General features: G+C 71.7%; 12 protein-coding genes. 4 read left to right on the top strand and 8 right to left on the bottom strand.

Annotated features, from left to right (window positions below; genetic code table 11):
- Window positions 1–9 precede the first annotated feature (9 nt).
- Genes ABGB01_RS05765 through ABGB01_RS05745 form a run of 5 tightly spaced genes read right to left on the bottom strand, consistent with a single transcriptional unit; the run spans window position 10 to window position 5,362 of the window.
- A complete protein-coding gene (locus tag ABGB01_RS05765) occupies window positions 10–321 on the bottom strand; it encodes an AzlD domain-containing protein (protein ID WP_347771012.1) in 312 nt (103 codons plus the stop codon).
- A complete protein-coding gene (locus ABGB01_RS05760; protein WP_347621537.1) occupies window positions 318–980 on the bottom strand; it encodes an AzlC family ABC transporter permease in 663 nt (220 codons plus the stop codon). Before ABGB01_RS05760 ends, ABGB01_RS05765 begins: the two co-directional genes overlap by 4 nt.
- 22 nt (window positions 981–1,002) lie before the next feature.
- Window positions 1,003–1,839: an AraC family transcriptional regulator gene (locus ABGB01_RS05755; protein WP_347771009.1), complete on the bottom strand. Its 837-nt coding sequence runs from the start codon at window positions 1,837–1,839 to the stop codon at window positions 1,003–1,005.
- A 24-nt stretch (window positions 1,840–1,863) separates the two neighbouring features.
- Window positions 1,864–3,534 carry a serine/threonine-protein kinase gene (locus ABGB01_RS05750; RefSeq protein ID WP_347771007.1) on the bottom strand — a complete coding sequence of 557 codons (1,671 nt, stop codon included), beginning with the start codon at window positions 3,532–3,534 and terminating at the stop codon, window positions 1,864–1,866.
- Between the two features lie 10 nt (window positions 3,535–3,544).
- Entirely contained in the window at window positions 3,545–5,362 is a 1,818-nt protein-coding gene (locus ABGB01_RS05745; RefSeq protein ID WP_347771005.1) for a protein kinase, read from the bottom strand.
- 1,201 nt (window positions 5,363–6,563) lie between these two features.
- On the opposite strand from ABGB01_RS05745, the gene ABGB01_RS05740 reads away from it, so the two are divergent.
- A complete protein-coding gene (locus ABGB01_RS05740; protein WP_347771260.1) occupies window positions 6,564–6,860 on the top strand; it encodes a chorismate mutase in 297 nt (98 codons plus the stop codon).
- A gap of 24 nt (window positions 6,861–6,884) precedes the next feature.
- On the opposite strand, the gene ABGB01_RS05735 is transcribed toward ABGB01_RS05740, so the two are convergent.
- Entirely contained in the window at window positions 6,885–7,814 is a 930-nt protein-coding gene (locus tag ABGB01_RS05735; RefSeq protein ID WP_347771003.1) for an SGNH/GDSL hydrolase family protein, read from the bottom strand.
- Between the two features lie 309 nt (window positions 7,815–8,123).
- Here ABGB01_RS05735 and dnaE point away from each other — a divergent pair, with 309 nt between their 5' ends.
- The gene (gene dnaE / locus ABGB01_RS05730; RefSeq protein WP_347771001.1) at window positions 8,124–11,651 is read left to right on the top strand and encodes a DNA polymerase III subunit alpha; all 3,528 of its coding nucleotides are present in this window, start codon (window positions 8,124–8,126) and stop codon (window positions 11,649–11,651) included.
- 213 nt (window positions 11,652–11,864) lie between these two features.
- On the opposite strand, the gene ABGB01_RS05725 is transcribed toward dnaE, so the two are convergent.
- Both ABGB01_RS05725 and ABGB01_RS05720 read right to left on the bottom strand, forming a co-directional pair.
- Window positions 11,865–12,512, bottom strand: coding sequence for a response regulator transcription factor (locus tag ABGB01_RS05725; protein ID WP_347770999.1), 648 nt, complete (start codon window positions 12,510–12,512; stop codon window positions 11,865–11,867).
- Window positions 12,509–13,720: a sensor histidine kinase gene (locus ABGB01_RS05720; RefSeq protein ID WP_347770997.1), complete on the bottom strand. Its 1,212-nt coding sequence runs from the start codon at window positions 13,718–13,720 to the stop codon at window positions 12,509–12,511. Before ABGB01_RS05720 ends, ABGB01_RS05725 begins: the two co-directional genes overlap by 4 nt.
- A 123-nt stretch (window positions 13,721–13,843) precedes the next feature.
- On the opposite strand from ABGB01_RS05720, the gene ABGB01_RS05715 reads away from it, so the two are divergent.
- Both ABGB01_RS05715 and ABGB01_RS05710 read left to right on the top strand, forming a co-directional pair.
- Complete coding sequence (locus ABGB01_RS05715) at window positions 13,844–14,632, top strand: type II CAAX endopeptidase family protein (protein WP_347770995.1); 789 nt, start codon at window positions 13,844–13,846, stop codon at window positions 14,630–14,632.
- A 53-nt stretch (window positions 14,633–14,685) separates the two neighbouring features.
- Complete coding sequence (locus tag ABGB01_RS05710) at window positions 14,686–16,056, top strand: amidase (RefSeq protein WP_347770993.1); 1,371 nt, start codon at window positions 14,686–14,688, stop codon at window positions 16,054–16,056.
- Window positions 16,057–16,075: the final 19 nt, after the last annotated feature.

The raw sequence follows: 16,075 nt of genomic DNA, 5'->3' as shown, positions 1-16,075 counted from the left end.
CACGAGCGACTACCCAGTAAAAATCCGGACAAGCGCGGTAATGACCGCCGCGGACGCCAGAACCACCAGAAACGGGGCACGCAGCAGCAGGGCGATCACCGCCGCGCCGAGACCCGCCGTACGGGCCGGGTCGAACCGCAGCCCGCCCTCCTCGGTGAACATCTGCACCGCGATCAGCGCCGCCAGCAGCGCCACCGGCACCAGCTCGGCGAACCTGCTCACCACCGGATGCTCCAGCACCCGCTGCGGCGCGGCCAGCCCGGCCAGCTTGAGCGCGTAGCAGCCGGCGCAGAGCGCGGCGATGGCCCACCACAACGTCATCGGGCCATCACCACCAGAACCGCCGCGGCCGACAGCAGCACGGGGACGCCCGGCGGCAGGAACGGGGTCGCGCACAGGGCGATCGCCGCGCCCGCCCCGGCCAGCAGGCGCAGCTCGGCGCTCTTCGCCAGACGGGGCCACAGGATGGCCAGGAACGCGGCCGGGCCCACCACGTCCAGGCCCACCATGTCAGGGTCACCGAGGAACGACGTGCCGTACGCGCCCGCCAGGGTGGTGAGGTTCCACGTGACGTAGAGGCTGGCGAACGTGGTCGCGAAGCCGGTGCGCGCCGCCTCCGGGGTCGGCTGGGCCAGGGAGACGGCCGCGGTCTCGTCGATCACGCCGTGCGCGGCGACCAGCCGGCGCGGCCCGCGTACCCGCAGCAGGTCGGCCAGGCGCAGGCCGTACAGGGTGTTGCGGCCGCCGAGCAGCAGCGCGCCGAGGGTGGCGGCCACCAGGTCGCCGCCCGCGCCCACCGCGCCCGTCAGCGCGAACTGCGAGGCGCCGGTGAACGTCAGCAGGCTCAGCACGCACGCCTGCGGCACGCTCAGGCCCGCGGTGACCGCCGCGGCGCCGAAGGCGAGCCCGGACAGCCCCACGGCCAGGCCCACGCCGAAGCCGTCCCGCACGGCGGCGGAACGGTGTGTTGTCTGTTCCATGCCGCCGAGGCTAGACGTGGGGTCAAGCGCCGGTCTTGTACGTTCCTGCGGCGCGCTGGTAGGCGGCGGGAGGTACGCCCACGACACGCTTGAAATGCCGGTTGAGGTGAGCCTGGTCGGTGAAGCCCACCTCGGCCGCCACCTGCGCGGGGCGTACCCCGGACAGCAGCAGCCGGCGCGCCTGGCGTACCCGGAGCGAGGTGAGGTAGGCGTGCGGCGGCATGCCCGTCGCGGCCTTGAACGCCCGCAGCAGTGCGAACGGCCGTGCCCCCACCGCGCCGGCGAGATCGTCGAGCGTCGGCGGGTCGACGAGGCTGCCGTGGAGCAGGTCGAGCGCCTCCCGCACGGCCCGCCTGCCCTCGGCGGGCAGGGCCGCGGCCGGCCTGGGCGCGGCGTGGCGCGTCACCAGCCGGGCGAACAGCGTGCGGCTCAACGTCGAGGCGGCCAGCGCGTCGCCCCGCTCGGCCGCCTGGTGCGCCCGCCCGAGCAGGGCCGCCACCTCGTCGTCGCGCACCACCTGCTCCGGGAAGTGCGGCGTCGCGTAGGGGGCGCCCAGCTCGGCGGCGATCGAGGCCAGCGCGTCGATCGACGGATAGAGCATGCGGTACGCCCACCCGCCGGGCACGCCGGCCTGCCCAGTGTGCACCGAGTCGGGGTTGACCAGCACCAGCTCGCCCGTGCCCGCCCGGTGCAGGGTGCCACGGTAGTGGAACTCCTCGACGCCGCCCACGATGACGCCGATGGCGTAGCCGTCGTGCACGTGCCGGGAGAAACGGTGGGTGACGTAGCGGGCTTTGAGCAGGTCGGTCTCCGGCACCGCCGGGTGCCGCCAGAAGTGTGCCTGTTCCTTCATGGTCATTCGGGCATGGTCATTCGGGCATGGTCATTCGGGTCTGAACGTCTTCGCGAACGCCGCGAAGTAGTGCCGGTCGCGCTGCCAGCGCGACTGGGTGGTCTCCCAGTAGAGAGCGTACGGGCGGCCTTCCGCGGTGTGGAAACCGCGGTTGAGCACGTGAATGGTGGAACCGTCGCGCTCCCGGGTGAATTCCCAGTCGGCGGCCTCGCGGCCGAGGAACCTCGTGGGCGTGATGCGGATGCGCTCGTAGCCCTTGAACAGCTTCTTCGCCAGGATCTCCTTCTCCAGGCCGATCCAGTGCTCGCGCGGGTCGTCCCACGGGATGTCGGGGACGGTCCACTCGACGATCATCGTGCCGGAGGCGCCGGGGCGGGAGAAGGAGACGCTGTCCCTGGTGGCGTGCTTCTCGGCCCTCCACTGCCGGGGCAGGGCGATCGAGAAGCGGCCCGCGGCGCTCGTGTAGGTCCGCCAGCCCTCCGGCACCGGCGCTCTCGTGGGGTCGGGCTCAGTGGCCGGCCCTGTGGTCGGCCCTGTGGTCGGCCCTGTGGTCGGCCCCGTGGTCGGCCCCGTGGTCGGCTCAGTGGGCGTGGGCGTCGCGGTGGGCTCGCCGCCTGTCGAGCCGGTCGTGGTGCCGGTCGTGGGGGTCGCCGTCCATCCGTCGGTCAGCAGCACGCCCGCCGTGCCGAGCAGTGCCATCCCGATCACCGCCGCGGGCACCGCGATCCACCAGGTCCTGGGACGCTCGCGCCGGCCGGTTTCCGTGGGCCGCCGGTCGCCGGTGGGAAACCGGTCGCCGGTCGCCGCGCGGTCGTCGTCCGGCGGGCCGGGGGCCTCGGCCGTGCCGCCCGCCCGGCCTGGCGCCGCGGGGCCGGTGGCCGTCGCCGGCCGGTCGGGTGCGCCGGCGACGTCGTACAGGAGCCTGGCGGCCTCTTCCGCGGCCATCCTGGCGGCAGGGTTCCGGCGCAGCAGCCCCATGATGACCGGCTCCAGCGCCCCGGCCCGCGTCGGCGGCTCGGGCTCGTCACGCAGCACCGCCGCCACCGTCGCGGCCCACGAGTCGCGCTTGAACGGCGGCTCGCCCTCGACGGCCGCGTAGAGCGTCGCCCCCAGCGACCACAGGTCGGACCCGGGCCCGGCCGGATCGCCGTTCAGCCGCTCGGGAGGCATGTAGGCGGGCGTGCCCACCACGTTGCCGGTCGCCGTCAGCCCTGCCTCCGCCTCCATCGAGGCGATGCCGAAGTCGGTGAGCACCACTCTGCCGTCGTCGGCCAGCAGCACGTTCTCCGGCTTCACGTCGCGGTGCAGCACCCCCGTCGCGTGCGCGGCCCGCAGGGCGCCGAGCACCCGGCCGCCGATCACCGCGACCTGCCCCACGCGCAGCGGACCGCTCTCGCGGATCACCTCCGCCAGCGAGCGGGAGGGCACCAGCTGCATGACGATCCACGGGCGGCCGTCCTCCTCGACGACGTCGTGGATGACGATCACCGACGGGTGGTCGAGGCGGCCCGCCGCCCTGGCCTCCCTGATGGTCCTGCGGGTGAGCTCGGCCCGCCGGGCGTCGCCGACGCCGGAGTAGCGGACCTCCTTGATCGCGACCTTGCGGTCGAGCAGTTGGTCGTAGGCCCGCCAGACCACGCCCATCCCGCCCTCGCCGAGAGGCTCGAGGAGGTGGTACCGGTTGCTGACCTGCCTTGCCACGCGGGGAAGCCTACTTCGCCGGTTTGAATGTCGCGCAGAACCCTTCGAAGAAGTCGTAGTCGGCCTTCCAGTGGCTGTTCAGGGTGTGCCAGTAGATCGCGTACGCCCGTCCGTTGGTGGTGACGAAGCCCCGGTTGCGCACGCGGGTCTTGCCCGTGTTGGTGTTCCAGGTGAAGTCCCAGTCGGCCGCGGCCTTCATGTAGCCGAACTTCTCGGTGTCGACCTTTTCGATGTCGATCTTCTTGTAGCCACCGAAGTTGTGCTTGAGGTGCGGCTCCTGCTTCTTCCAGTCCTTGTACGGGTCACTGCCCGGCTTGGCCGCCTCTTCGATCATCAGGTAGGCGTTGGACGCCGCGCCCGGCCCCTTGAACTTGACCTGTCTGCCGCCGCGGTCCCATACGTCCCAGCCCTTGGGTAACCCGATGGAGAAGCCCAGTTCCTTGTCCTTGTACATCTTCCACCCGTCGGGCAGCGCGTTCGCCGTCTCGGTGGGCTCCGGGGTCGGGCTGTCGCTGGGGCTCGGGGAGGGATCCCCGGACGGGCTTTCCGACCGAGAGGTGCTCGCGGAGGCGCTCGGCGACGCCTGCGCGGGCGTCGCGGGCGCGGAGGAGACCGGCCCGCCCGCCGCCTGGTCGTCGGGGACCGAGTTCAGGCCGAGGTAGCCGCCCACGCCGGCGACGAGAACGACCGCCGCGGCGGCCGCGACGACGATCCCGGCCCGCACCTGGCCCGGCCTCGCCGCGTCCACCGTCGGCTCCGACGCCGGCCGGGGCTCCTCCGTCAGCGGGGAGATCCGGGCGCCGGTCTCCGGGACGGCCTTGGCCGCCGCGGCGGCCGCCAGAGCCGGGTCGGTCGGGGTTTCGTCCACGGCCGGAGCGGGCGCCCGCCGCGGCCTGCTCGCCGACACGGGCGGGAACGGGACCTTGCGCGCCTTGGCCGGTGTGCTGGCCGGAGGGGGCACCTCGAGCGGCTGGGCGGCGGGGAACTGCGCCGTCGGCGGCGGACTCGCCTGCGCGATGGCGGCGCGCAGCAGTCGCTGCGTCTCCTCGTACGTGAGCCGCTGCACCGGCTCCTTCACCAGCAGCCCGCTGATCACCTCGGCGAGCGGGCCGGCGTGCGGCATGGGATCGGGCTCGTCGGTGAGCACGGCGTGCATCGTGGCCAGCGCCATTCCCCGCTCGTGCGGGGAGCGGCCCTCCACGGCCGTGTACAGCGTGGCGCCCAGGGACCACAGGTCCGACTCGCGCCGCGCGGGCAGCCCCTTGAGCCGTTCGGGCGCGATGAACGCCGGGGTGCCGGCCAGCCCCGTCACGGTCAGCTGCGTCTCCGTCTCCAGCGTGGCGATGCCGAAGTCGGTCAGCACGACCCTGCCGTCGTCGGCGAGCAGCACGTTCTCCGGCTTGACGTCGCGGTGCAGCACGCCCGCCTCGTGGGCGCGGTGCAGCGCGTCGAGCACGGCCAGGCCGATCTCGGCCACCCGCTTGGGCGGCAGCGGCCCGTCCTGCTTGATCACCGTGCCCAGCGAACGTGACTGGACGAGCTGCATGACGATCCAGGGCCTGTCATCCTCCTCGATCACGTCGTGCACGACGATCACGTTGGGATGCTCGAATCTCGCCGCCGCTCTTGCCTCGCGCATGGTGCGCCGGTTCAGTAGCTGCACCTCATCGCCCAGGGCGGCGGCGTACCTGACCTCCTTGACCGCGACCGTGCGGTCGAGAAGCTCGTCGTAGGCACGCCAGACGATGCCCATTCCGCCCTTGCCGATGGGTTCCTGCAGCTGGTAGCGGCCGGCGATGCGGCGTCCGTCCTGCTTGCGATCCGACATCAACGGCCTCAAACCCTCCTCTAGGCCAAGAAATACTCCCATAGGCAGGGATCAACGGCGACTCGCCGGAGGGTCAGTCCGCCATGTGAGAAGCATTGTCCAGCAGGTGGAGGCATGGGTGTAAGGTTTCAGACATGACTTGTCGCTACGCGTTTATCGAGCCGGCTCCAGGAGGGCCGGTCGGCGGCTAGCGACCACCTGGAGTCGGCAGAGGCAGAGACGCCCCGTCTCTGCCTTTTTGGTTTTCCTGCCGGTTCCGGAGAGCCGGCCTGAGCGAGGGATCGAGATGTCATCGACCTTGGAACGGCACGCGGTGGCGGTGGGCGGGCTGCTCGTGGGCGAGGGGCCCGCCGTGGTGATCGACGGCCGGGTGAGCCTGCGGGAGCGCCACGGGCGGGCGGACGCGTACGACGTGCTGCGGGAGAGGGCCGCGCGGTCGGCTCCGCTGCTGGTGGAGCCGCTCTCGGCGGCCGACCTGCCGGCGATCGCCGCGCTCGCCGGCGCGGTGGTGGTGGGCTCGTCGTGGACGCGCGACATCCCGCTGGTGCGGGCGGCGGCCGGGCTGGGCCTGCCGGTCGTGGTGGAGCGGCGGGCTGCGGGGACTCTGGAGGAGTGGCTGGGGCTGGCCGACTACTGCGCGGCCGAGGGGGACGGGCAGGTGATCCTCTGCGAGGGGCCTTCGCTGGATCTGGGGTCGATGCGGGCCGCGCGGGTGGCGTCCGGGAGGCCGGTGCTCGCCGACGTTTCCCGAAATGTCGGGCTAGCCGCCGCAGCGGTCGCCGCCGGCGCCGACGGCCTCCTTCTCCCCGCGCCCTCTCAGAGCGCGGGCGACCCGGCCGCCTCCTCCGGCAACCGCGCCCACGCTTCCACGCGGCCCGGCGGCGCCGGGGGAGCCGGTTCCCGGAACGGTGGGACGGACTCCGCAGGGCACGGGGGCGCGGCCGGGTCCGGCAACGGCGGGACGGGTTCTGGCGGGCACGGGGGTGCGGCCGGCGCCGGGCACGGCGGGATGGCTGGTCATGGGCAGGCGGGCAAGAATGACCCCGCGGGGGGCAGGAGGCCCGGTTACGCGGGCGTCGTGGCTCGGGAGTTCGCGGCGGCGGACGGAATCGGACTGCCGGGCGTCATGGCGGACCCCGGGGCGATCCCCGAAGCCGACCAGGAGGCGGCGCTGCGGGTGGCCGAAGAGGCCGTGACCGTCGTGGGCGCCCTGCTCCGTCCTGAGGCGCCCGCCACGCTGCCGGAGTGCAGGGACGCGATCGACCGGGTGGACGCCGCGCTGGCGACGCTGCTGGAGCGCAGAGCCGAGCTGGCGGGCATCGTGCAGCGGATCAAGCCCGTCGGCGGCTTCGCCGGGCGCGACCTCGACCGGGAGCGCGCCCTCGTGAAACGCATGGCGTCGCGCGCGCCGTCGCTGGGGGAGCCGCGGCTCGCTCCCATCATGAACGCCGTCATCGAGGCGGGCCTCCACCTGGCCGAGGAACGCGCCCGCCGCTGAGCGCGCAGGCGCCGGAGTGACGGGTCAGGGGGTCGTGAGGCGGACGTTGTGCATGGGCCGGCCGGGACCCTTGGCGATCTGGCGGGTGATGAGGTCGGCGAAGCGGCGGTAGCCGGCGCCCGTCGGGTGATAGCTGCGGGCGTTGACCGCGAGTTCGCCCATGTCCACGTGCAACCCGTTGAGATACGGCTCGGGCCGTCCCACCTCGTGTCCGGTGAAGGCGTCGTAGGCGTCCACGTACTCCACGCTGCCCGGCGCCTCGAATGCGGCGAGCATGCGGTCGAAGCCGGCGGCCACCGTGCCCACCGTGTCGTTGAGGCGGCGCGTCATGCTGTTGAGCCACCGCTGGTCCTGCGGGCTGAGGTTGTCGACGGTGCGCACCGGGTTCGCCGGGAACGGGCGCGGGTAGCCGAGGACGATGACGCGGGCTCCCGGCGCGCGTACGCGCAGCTCTCTGAGGACCGTGAGGACGCTGGAGCGCAGCTCCTCGATGCGGCGCCCGACGGCGGCCTCCTGCTCGACGCAGGCCGACGAGCCGGGCAGCTTGACGATGCAGCCCGTGAGCACCTTGGTGAAACCGGCGTCGTTGCCGCCGATGCTGAGCGTCACCAGGCTGGTCGCCGGGCTGACGCGGCTGACCTGGGGTTGCCGGCCGTGCTGGCCCGATAACAGGTCGGTCGTGGTGGCGCCGCTGCAGGCGTAGAAGGCGGTGCCGCCGCCGAACCGGTAGGCCCTGGCCACGAGCGGCACGTACGAGCCCGTCGCGCGGTGGCAGCGGTCGGCGCCGTCGTTGACCGGCCGCTCGTCCAGGTCGTAGACGCCCTCCCCGGAGGAGTAGGAGTCGCCGAGCGCGACGTACGCGCCGCTCCGCGCCACCTCCACGGGCGTCAGCCGCGTCACCTGCGGCAGCAGGCCTGGCGGCTCCTGGGTGGTGGTACAACCCGTGTCCAGCATGGCGCAGGCCAGCTTCTCGAAGACGCCCAGCGGCAGGCAGGCCAGGGCCAGGGCGACGCCGATTGCGGCCGCGGCGACGGTCTGGGCGATCCTCCGCTTCGCCTCGTCCAGCGTGTCCTCCCAGAACGATCACTGCAGCATGCGCCATCGAGCCTACCCAGCCGGTGATCCATCCGGGCGCCCCGCGCGGCCCGATGTCCTGGCGGCGGCGTCCAGCTGCGACGCGGCGGCGGGCGAAGGCCCCGGAGTGTCGGCCGGGCCCACTAAAGTCGGATCGCACAACCCGTCGAGGTCAGGAGGCGTCGCTCCATGTCGTCCAGCGACTCGTTCGTCCATCTGCACGTGCACACCGAATATTCGATGCTGGACGGGGCCGCCCGCCTCAAGCAGATGTTCAAACAGGTCGGCGACCTGGGCATGCCGGCGATCGCGATCACCGACCACGGCAACATGCACGGCGCCTACGACTTCTACAAGCAGGCCACCGGCGCCGGCATCAAGCCGGTCATCGGCATCGAGGCCTACGTCGCGCCCGAGCTGCGCCACAACAAGAAGCCCGTGTTGTGGGGCGAGCCGCACCAGAAGCGGGACGACGTCTCGGCGGGCGGCTACTACACCCACATGACGATCTGGGCGCGCAACAAGGCGGGTCTGCACAACCTGATGCGGTTGTCGTCGCGCGCCTACACCGAGGGGTTCGTCCGCAAGTGGGCGCGGATGGACGCCGAGATCCTCGCCGAGCACGCCGACGGCCTGATGGCCACCACGGGGTGCCCGTCGGGCGAGGTGCAGACGAGGCTGCGGCTCGGCCAGTACGACGAGGCGCTCAAGGCGGCCGCGAAGTTCCAGGAGATCTTCGGCAGGGACAACTTCTACCTGGAGATCATGGACCACGGCCTCGACATCGAGCGCCGGGTCCGTGACGGCCTGACCAGGATCAGCAAAGAGCTCGGCATCCCGCCTCTGGTCACCAACGACTCCCACTACACCTACGAGTCCGACGCCGCCTCCCACGACGCCCTCCTGTGCATCCAGACCGGCAAGCAGCTGTCCGACCCCGACCGGTTCCGCTTCGACGGCAGCGGCTACTACATCAAGACCGCCGACGAGATGCGCGCGGTCGACTCCTCCGACCTGTGGGCCGAGGGTTGCCGCAACACGCTGCTGGTCGCCGAGAAGGTCGACCCGACCGGGTTCTTCGAGTTCAAGAACCTCATGCCGACCTACCCCGTCCCGGAGGGGATGACCGAGGAACAATACTTCCGCCAGGAGGTGTGGAAGGGCCTTGAGCGGCGTTTCCCCGGGGGCGTCGACGAGGAGCACCGCGCCTGGGCCGAGAAGGAGCTGGGCGTCATCATCCAGATGGGGTTCCCGAGCTACTTCCTCGTGGTCGCCGACTTCATCATGTGGGCGAAGCACAACGGCATCCGCGTCGGTCCCGGCCGTGGGTCCGCGGCCGGCTCGCTGGTGGCGTACGCGCTGGGCATCACCGACCTCGACCCCATCCCGCACGGCCTGATCTTCGAGCGGTTCCTCAACCCCGAGCGCGTGTCGATGCCCGACGTCGACATCGACTTCGACGAGCGCAGGCGCGGTGACGTGATCCGCTACGTGACCGAGAAGTGGGGCGCCGACAAGGTCGCCATGATCGCCACGTTCGGCACCATCAAGGCGAAGGCCGCCATCAAGGACGCCGGCCGCGTCCTGGGCTACCCCTACGCGCTCGGCGACCGCGTCTCCAAGGCGTTCCCGCCGGCCGTCATGGGCAAGGACATCCCGCTGTCGGGCATCTTCGACAAGGACCACCCGCGCTACGCCGAGGCCGGCGAGCTGCGCAAGCTCTACGAGGAAGACGTCGACGTCAAGGCGACGATGGACCTCGGCAAGGGCCTGGAGGGCCTGATCAGGCAGACCGGTGTGCACGCCGCCGGCGTGATCATGTCGGCCGAGGTGCTGACCGACTACATCCCGATCATGCGCCGCGACTCCGACGGCGCGATCATCACGCAGTTCGACTATCCGACCTGCGAGACGCTCGGCCTGCTGAAGATGGACTTCCTGGGCCTGCGCAACCTCACGATCATCGACGACTGCCTGAAGATGATCGAGTCGACCAGCGGCGAGAAGATCGACCTGCTCGAGCTGCCGCTCGACGACCGCAGGGCCTACGAACTCCTGGCGCGGGGCGACACGCTGGGCATCTTCCAGCTCGACGGCGGCGGCATGCGCTCGCTGATGCGGCTCATGCGCCCCGACAACTTCGAGGACATCTCCGCCGCCCTCGCGCTCTACCGGCCCGGCCCGATGGGCGCCAACTCCCACACCAACTACGCGCTGCGCAAGAGCGGCCAGCAGGAGATCACCCCGATCCACCCCGAGCTCGAAGAGCCGCTGAAGGAGATCCTCGACACGACCTACGGCCTGATCGTCTATCAGGAACAGGTCATGGCCATCGCCCAGAAGGTCGCCGGCTACTCGCTGGGCGGCGCCGACCTGCTGCGGCGGGCGATGGGCAAGAAGAAGAAGGCCGAGCTGGACAAGCAGTTCGTGACCTTCGAGAAGGGCATGCAGGACAACGGCTTCTCCGCCGCGGCCATCAAGGCGCTCTGGGACATCCTGCTGCCGTTCTCCGACTACGCCTTCAACAAGGCCCACACCGCCGGCTACGGCCTCGTCGCCTACTGGACCGCCTACCTCAAGGCCAACTACCCGGCCGCCTACATGGCCGCGCTGCTGTCCTCGGTGAAGGACGACAAGGACAAGTCGGCCCTCTACCTCAACGAGTGCCGCCGCATGGGCATCAAGGTGTTCCCGCCGGACGTCAACGACTCCGACTTCGACTTCACCCCGCGCGGCACCGACATCCGTTTCGGTCTGTCGGCCATCCGCAATGTCGGCGCCAACGTCGTCGACGGCATCATCATCGCCCGCAGGGAGAAGGGCCGCTTCGCCGACTTCAAGGACTTCCTGCGCAAGGTGCCGGCCATCGTCTGCAACAAGCGGGTCATCGAATCGCTGATCAAGGCGGGCGCGTTCGACTCGCTCGGCCACGTGCGCAAGGGCCTGGTCATGGTGCACGAACAAGCCGTCGACGCGATCATCGACATCAAGAAGAACGAAGCCATCGGCCAGGACTCCCTGTTCGGGGCGATCGAGGGCGGCGAGGACCAGACCTTCGACGTGCAGATCCCGCTGGGGGAGTGGGACAAGACCACGCTCCTGCAGTTCGAACGCGAGATGCTCGGCCTCTACGTGTCGGACCACCCGCTGTTCGGCGTCGAGCACATTCTCGCGGCGGGAGCCGACTGCTCGATCGCCGCAGTCCAGGACGAAAGCCGCTCCGACGGGCAGGTGGTGACCGTGGGCGGCATCCTGAGCGGGGTGCAGCGCAAGGTCACCAAGAAGGGCGACACCTGGGTGCTGACCCAGCTGGAGGACCTCGCGGGCTCCATCGAGGTGATGATCTTCCCGTCGGCCTACCAGCTCTGCTCGACGATCCTGGCCGAGGACGCCATCGTGTTCGTCAAGGGGCGCATCGACAAGCGCGAGGATGTCGCGAAGATCATCGCCATGGAGGTGACTGCCCCCGACCTGAGCCAGGAGGCGGGCGGGCCGCTACTGGTGAGCCTGCCCGTGACCCGCTGCACACCCCCGGTGGTGGGGCGGCTGAAGGAGATCCTGGCGACGCATCCGGGCACGTCCGAGGTGCACCTGCAGGTGCACAACGGGCCCAAGACGACAGTGATGCGCGTCGACGACCGCCTCCGCGTGACCCCGTCCCCCGCCCTGATGGGCGACCTGAAAGAGCTGCTCGGCCCGGCCTGCCTGGGCGCCTGACCGATCCCTCCTTTTCCTTTTTACGGCTTCGCGCGGGAGGGCCCACCCTGTGCACGCGGCCGGGCCCCGTCCAGGGTGACGCTCACCGGGTGCGCGTGGCGGGCCGCCGTGACGCGCGCCCCGTGGGCCGTCCGCGTGCACCACTCCGCGGGGCGCTGCCCTGAGGCTCGGACAGGGCGTGGTGCCGGTGGGCGGGGTGCCAGAGGCGGGGTGTCAGGGGCGGGGTGGGTGAACGTCCCTGAGGTGGAGGGCGAGGCGGGTCCGGTCAGGGAGGGCGAACTTGCGAAGCAGGCTTGAGACGTGGTTCTTCACCGTGCCCTCCGTGACGAGCAGCCGCGCCGCGATCTCCCGGTTCGTTGCCCCCTCGGCGATCAGCCCGGCCACCTCGGCCTCCCTGGCGGACAGGCCCTCATCTCGGGGACGCGGCGCGGGCGGGCGGCGGCGGATCTCGGCCACGAGGCGTCCGGCGACGGACGCGCCGAGCACCGTCTCCCCGCGCGCGGCCCGGTGGATGCCGTCCACCAGTTCCTCCGGAGTACAGTCCTTGAGCAGGTAGCCGACGGCCCCGCCGCGCAGGGCGCCGAAGATGTAGTCGTCCTCGTCGAAGGTGCTGAGCACGATGGCGGCCACGCCGGGATGCCGGGCGGACAGCCTCGCGATGAGCTCGACGCCGTCCATCCTCGGCATGCGAGCGTCCACCAGCGCCACGTCCGGCCGGCACTCGCCGGCCACGCGTAGCGCCTCCTCGCCGTCGGCCGCCTCGCAGGCCACCTCGATGCCGTCCTCGATCTCCAGCATCTTGCGCAGCGCCCGCCGGATCAGCTCCTGGTCGTCGGCCAGCAGCACCCGGATCGTGCTCATCGCGCCGCCTCCACGTCTTCGGCAGGGTTCCGGTCAGGTTCGCGGGCAGGGTCCCAGGCGGTGCCTCCGGCGGGCGGGACGGGGAGTTCCGCGCGTACCTCGAAGCCGCCGCCCTGGCGGTTGCCGGCGGTCAGGACGCCGCCCACTGTGCGGGCGCGTTCGGCGAGCGAGCGCAGGCCGAAGCCGCCGCGCGCGTCACGAACGCGGCCACGGCCGTCGTCGGCGACCACCAGCACCACCCGCTCGTCCTCGAAGGCCAGCCTGCCGCTCACGTGCCGGGCGCTCGCGTGCCGGACGGCGTTGGTCAGGGACTCCTGCAGCACGCGGTAGAGGACCAGCTCCACGTCCGGATCCAGCGGCGCCTCCCCGCCCGCCACCTCGAACGACACCGCCAGCCCTGTGCCGTCGAACGAGGCCGCGAGCCGCTCCAGCGCCGCGCCGCTGATCTGCCCTTCGAGCGCGAGCGGGCGTAGCGCCCTGACCCAGCGGCGGGCGTCGGTCAGCGCCGTCACGGTCGTCTCCTTGGCCTGCCGCACCTCCTCCCAGGCCGACTCGGGCCGGCGGGATCGGAAGCGTTCGGCGTTCTCCAGGCTCATCTTGATCACCGTCAGGTGGTGGCCGATGGAGTCGTGCATGTCCGCGGCCATCCGCGCCCGCTCCTCGGCGACCGTGAGCTCCCGGACCCGAGCGGCCAGCCGCTGTGCCTCCGCCCGCCTGCGGCGGGCCTCCAGCACGGCCGACGTCAGGCCCAGCACGAACACGGCGAACACGATGAACGGCACGGTCTGGGCGACGGCGTTCTCCACTCCGTACCCGAAGAGCAGCACGATCGTGAGGAACAGGGCGCCGGCCATGCCGCCGATGATCATCCAGGCGATCCGCATGCCGTGCACGAATGCCACGTTCGCGATGCCGATGAGCGTCAGGAGCATGTGAACCTCGGCCGAGCCGGTGATCCCCAGCATGATCGTCGCCACCAGGAAAACGACGCCCAGCGGCCGCCGCCACCCGCTGGCCCGCCGCCACGGCAGCAGGAGCCACGACCCGGTCACCACCGTCAGGTTGACGCCGAACGGCACGAGCGCGGCGATCGTCCCCGGATGGGCGAGGTATCCGGTCACGGCGGTGCCCGCGAGCACCAGCCAGAACACGGCACTGAACAGGACCGGCCGATCGGGATCGCGCAGCCGGGCCAGACGGGACTGCATGACCGCGACCCTAGTATCCCGCGCGGGCGGGGGATCCTCCTGAAGGCCCATGACCATGGTCATGGCCGATTCGGTCCGCGGCCCGATGTGCGCGCCTCGCCCGCGTTCCTAGCGTGGCCTCCCATGAGAGCCATCCATCCCGTCTGGGCGGTGCTGGTCGCCGTCGCCATCATGTTCGCGCAGGTGTTCGGCGGCACCCTCCCTGTGACCCTGCTGCTGGACTCCGATCATCCCCTCTACCGGCTGCTCGGCACGGCCGGGATCACGCTGGCGGCGTTCGTGCTGATCTATCTGGTCCGCCGCTTCCTGCACCGCCGCCCGTGGCGCGGCGTGGGACTCGCGCGGCCGCGGACGGCGGTGCCGCACCTTCTCGCAGGCGTGGTGGCGGGCGCGCTCGCGGTGGCCGTGTCGAGCCTGGTGTCGGTGGCGCTCGGCGTGGCCGCGTGGGTGCCTTGGGACGTGGTACGGCCGGCGCTGCCGTACCTGCCGCTCGGGATCGTCCTCGCCCTGCTCGGCCAGGCCTTCCCGGAGGAGCTGTTGTGGCGCGGGCACCTGTTCGACACCCTGTCGGACCGGTTGTCGCCGGTGGCGGTGCTGGCGGTGACCTCCGTGGTGTTCGGCGCGTTGCACATCATCTCGCAGAGCCCGGCGGACACCGTCGCCGAGCGCCTGCTCTACGTGGTCCAGGCGATCGCGCTCGGCTTCGCCTGCGGGGCGGCGCGGGCGCGTACGGGAACGGTGTGGATGGCGGTCGGCGTGCACTTCGGCCTGCACATCGGCAACCGGGTGCTGCCGGTTCAGGAGGTCGCGTTCGGTGTGCAGCTCGTGATCATCACCTGCGCGCTCGCCGCCGCCGGCGGCGTGATCCTCCTGGCCGGGCGACGGCGGCAGGAGGAGGGTCTGGCCGCCTGACTCCGGCGACCCTTGCCGTCGTCTCGCGGCCGCCCATGGGGCAGGATCGCAGGGTGAGCGAACTGCACTACCTGACCGCGACCGAGCTGGCCCACCTGATCAGGACCAGGCAGGTGAGCGCCGTGGAGGTCCTCCAGGCCTGCCTCGACCGCATCGAGCAGGTCAACCCGCACGTCAACGCCATCGTCACCCTGGTCGCCGACCAGGCGATCGAGGCGGCCAGGGCGGCCGACGCGGCCGAGCCGAAAGGCCCGCTGCACGGGTTGCCCGTCGCGCACAAGGACCTCGTCGACACCGCGGGCATCCGCACCACCTACGGCTCGCCGTTGTTCGCCGACCACGTGCCGGCCGAGGACGACCTGGTCGTCGAGCGGCTGCGCGCCGCCGGCGCCATCACCGTCGGCAAGACCAACACCCCGGAGTTCGGCACCGGCTCGCACACCGTCAACGAGGTGTTCGGTGCCACCAGAAACCCCTACGACCTGTCCAAGTCCGCCGGAGGCAGCAGCGGTGGGGCCGCCGCCGCCCTGGCCACCGGCATGGTTCCGCTGGCCGACGGGTCCGACATGGGCGGCTCGCTGCGCAACCCCGCCTCGTTCTGCAACGTCGTCGGCCTGCGCCCCACCCCCGGCCGGGTGCCCGCCGTGTCCGACACCGCCGCCTGGTACACGCTGTCCGTCCAGGGGCCCATGGCCAGGACGGTCGACGACCTCACGCTGATGTTCTCGGCCATCGCCGGGTTCGACCGCCGTTCCCCCTACTCGATCAGGGAGGGCTTCACTCCGGAGCCGGAGGAGGGCGTGGCGGGCCTGCGGGTGGCGTGGAGCCCCGACCTGGGTGGGTTGCCGGTCGACCCGCGCACGGCGGCGGTGACCGCGACGGCCCCGGCCGTGTTCGAACGGCTGGGAGCCAGGGTCGAGGAGGTGGAGCTCGACCTCTCCGGCGCGGAGGAGGCGTTCAGGACCTACCGGGCGTGGAACTACGCGCTGTCCTTCGGCGACCTGAGCGGCCTCGGGCCCAACACCGCCTGGAACGTCGAGCGGGGCCGTGAGGTCACCGGGGCCGCCCTGGCGGCGGCCGAGCGTGCCCGCAGCCGCCTCTACCAGCGCATGGCCGCCTTCTTCGACACCTACGACGTGCTGATCGCGCCGGTCAGCCAGGTGCCGCCGTTCCCCATCGAGCAGCCCCACGTCAGCGAGATCAACGGCGAGCGGCTTCCCGACTATCTCGCGTGGATGCGCTCCGCCTACTGGATCAGCGTCCTTCACGCGCCGGCGGCGTCCGTGCCGGCCGGGTTCACGACGGACGGCCTGCCGGTGGGGGTGCAGATCGTCGCACGGCCGTTCGAGGACGCCCGGGTCCTGCGGGTCGCCCGCGCCTTCGAGCGGGCCACCGGCCACGGCCGTCGCCGCCCCCCGCTCTGAGGGGCGGGCTCCTCACCGC

The sequence above is a fragment of the Nonomuraea sp. B5E05 genome, from assembly GCF_039880665.1.
Classification (GTDB): domain Bacteria; phylum Actinomycetota; class Actinomycetes; order Streptosporangiales; family Streptosporangiaceae; genus Nonomuraea.
Note: the sequence above shows the minus strand (reverse complement) of the source record. Positions and strands in the feature narration are given on the sequence as shown.

What these genes read in the sequence shown, in the direction of transcription:
- ABGB01_RS05755 (WP_347771009.1), bottom strand. Translation starts at nt 1,839, where the DNA reads ATGACCATGAAGGAACAGGCACACTTCTGGCGGCACCCGGCGGTGCCG.
- ABGB01_RS05720 (WP_347770997.1), bottom strand. Translation starts at nt 13,720, where the DNA reads ATGCAGTCCCGTCTGGCCCGGCTGCGCGATCCCGATCGGCCGGTCCTG.
- ABGB01_RS05765 (WP_347771012.1), bottom strand. Translation starts at nt 321, where the DNA reads ATGACGTTGTGGTGGGCCATCGCCGCGCTCTGCGCCGGCTGCTACGCG.
- ABGB01_RS05745 (WP_347771005.1), bottom strand. Translation starts at nt 5,362, where the DNA reads ATGTCGGATCGCAAGCAGGACGGACGCCGCATCGCCGGCCGCTACCAG.
- ABGB01_RS05715 (WP_347770995.1), top strand. Translation starts at nt 13,844, where the DNA reads ATGAGAGCCATCCATCCCGTCTGGGCGGTGCTGGTCGCCGTCGCCATC.
- ABGB01_RS05725 (WP_347770999.1), bottom strand. Translation starts at nt 12,512, where the DNA reads ATGAGCACGATCCGGGTGCTGCTGGCCGACGACCAGGAGCTGATCCGG.
- ABGB01_RS05735 (WP_347771003.1), bottom strand. Translation starts at nt 7,814, where the DNA reads ATGCTGGACACGGGTTGTACCACCACCCAGGAGCCGCCAGGCCTGCTG.
- dnaE (WP_347771001.1), top strand. Translation starts at nt 8,124, where the DNA reads ATGTCGTCCAGCGACTCGTTCGTCCATCTGCACGTGCACACCGAATAT.
- ABGB01_RS05760 (WP_347621537.1), bottom strand. Translation starts at nt 980, where the DNA reads ATGGAACAGACAACACACCGTTCCGCCGCCGTGCGGGACGGCTTCGGC.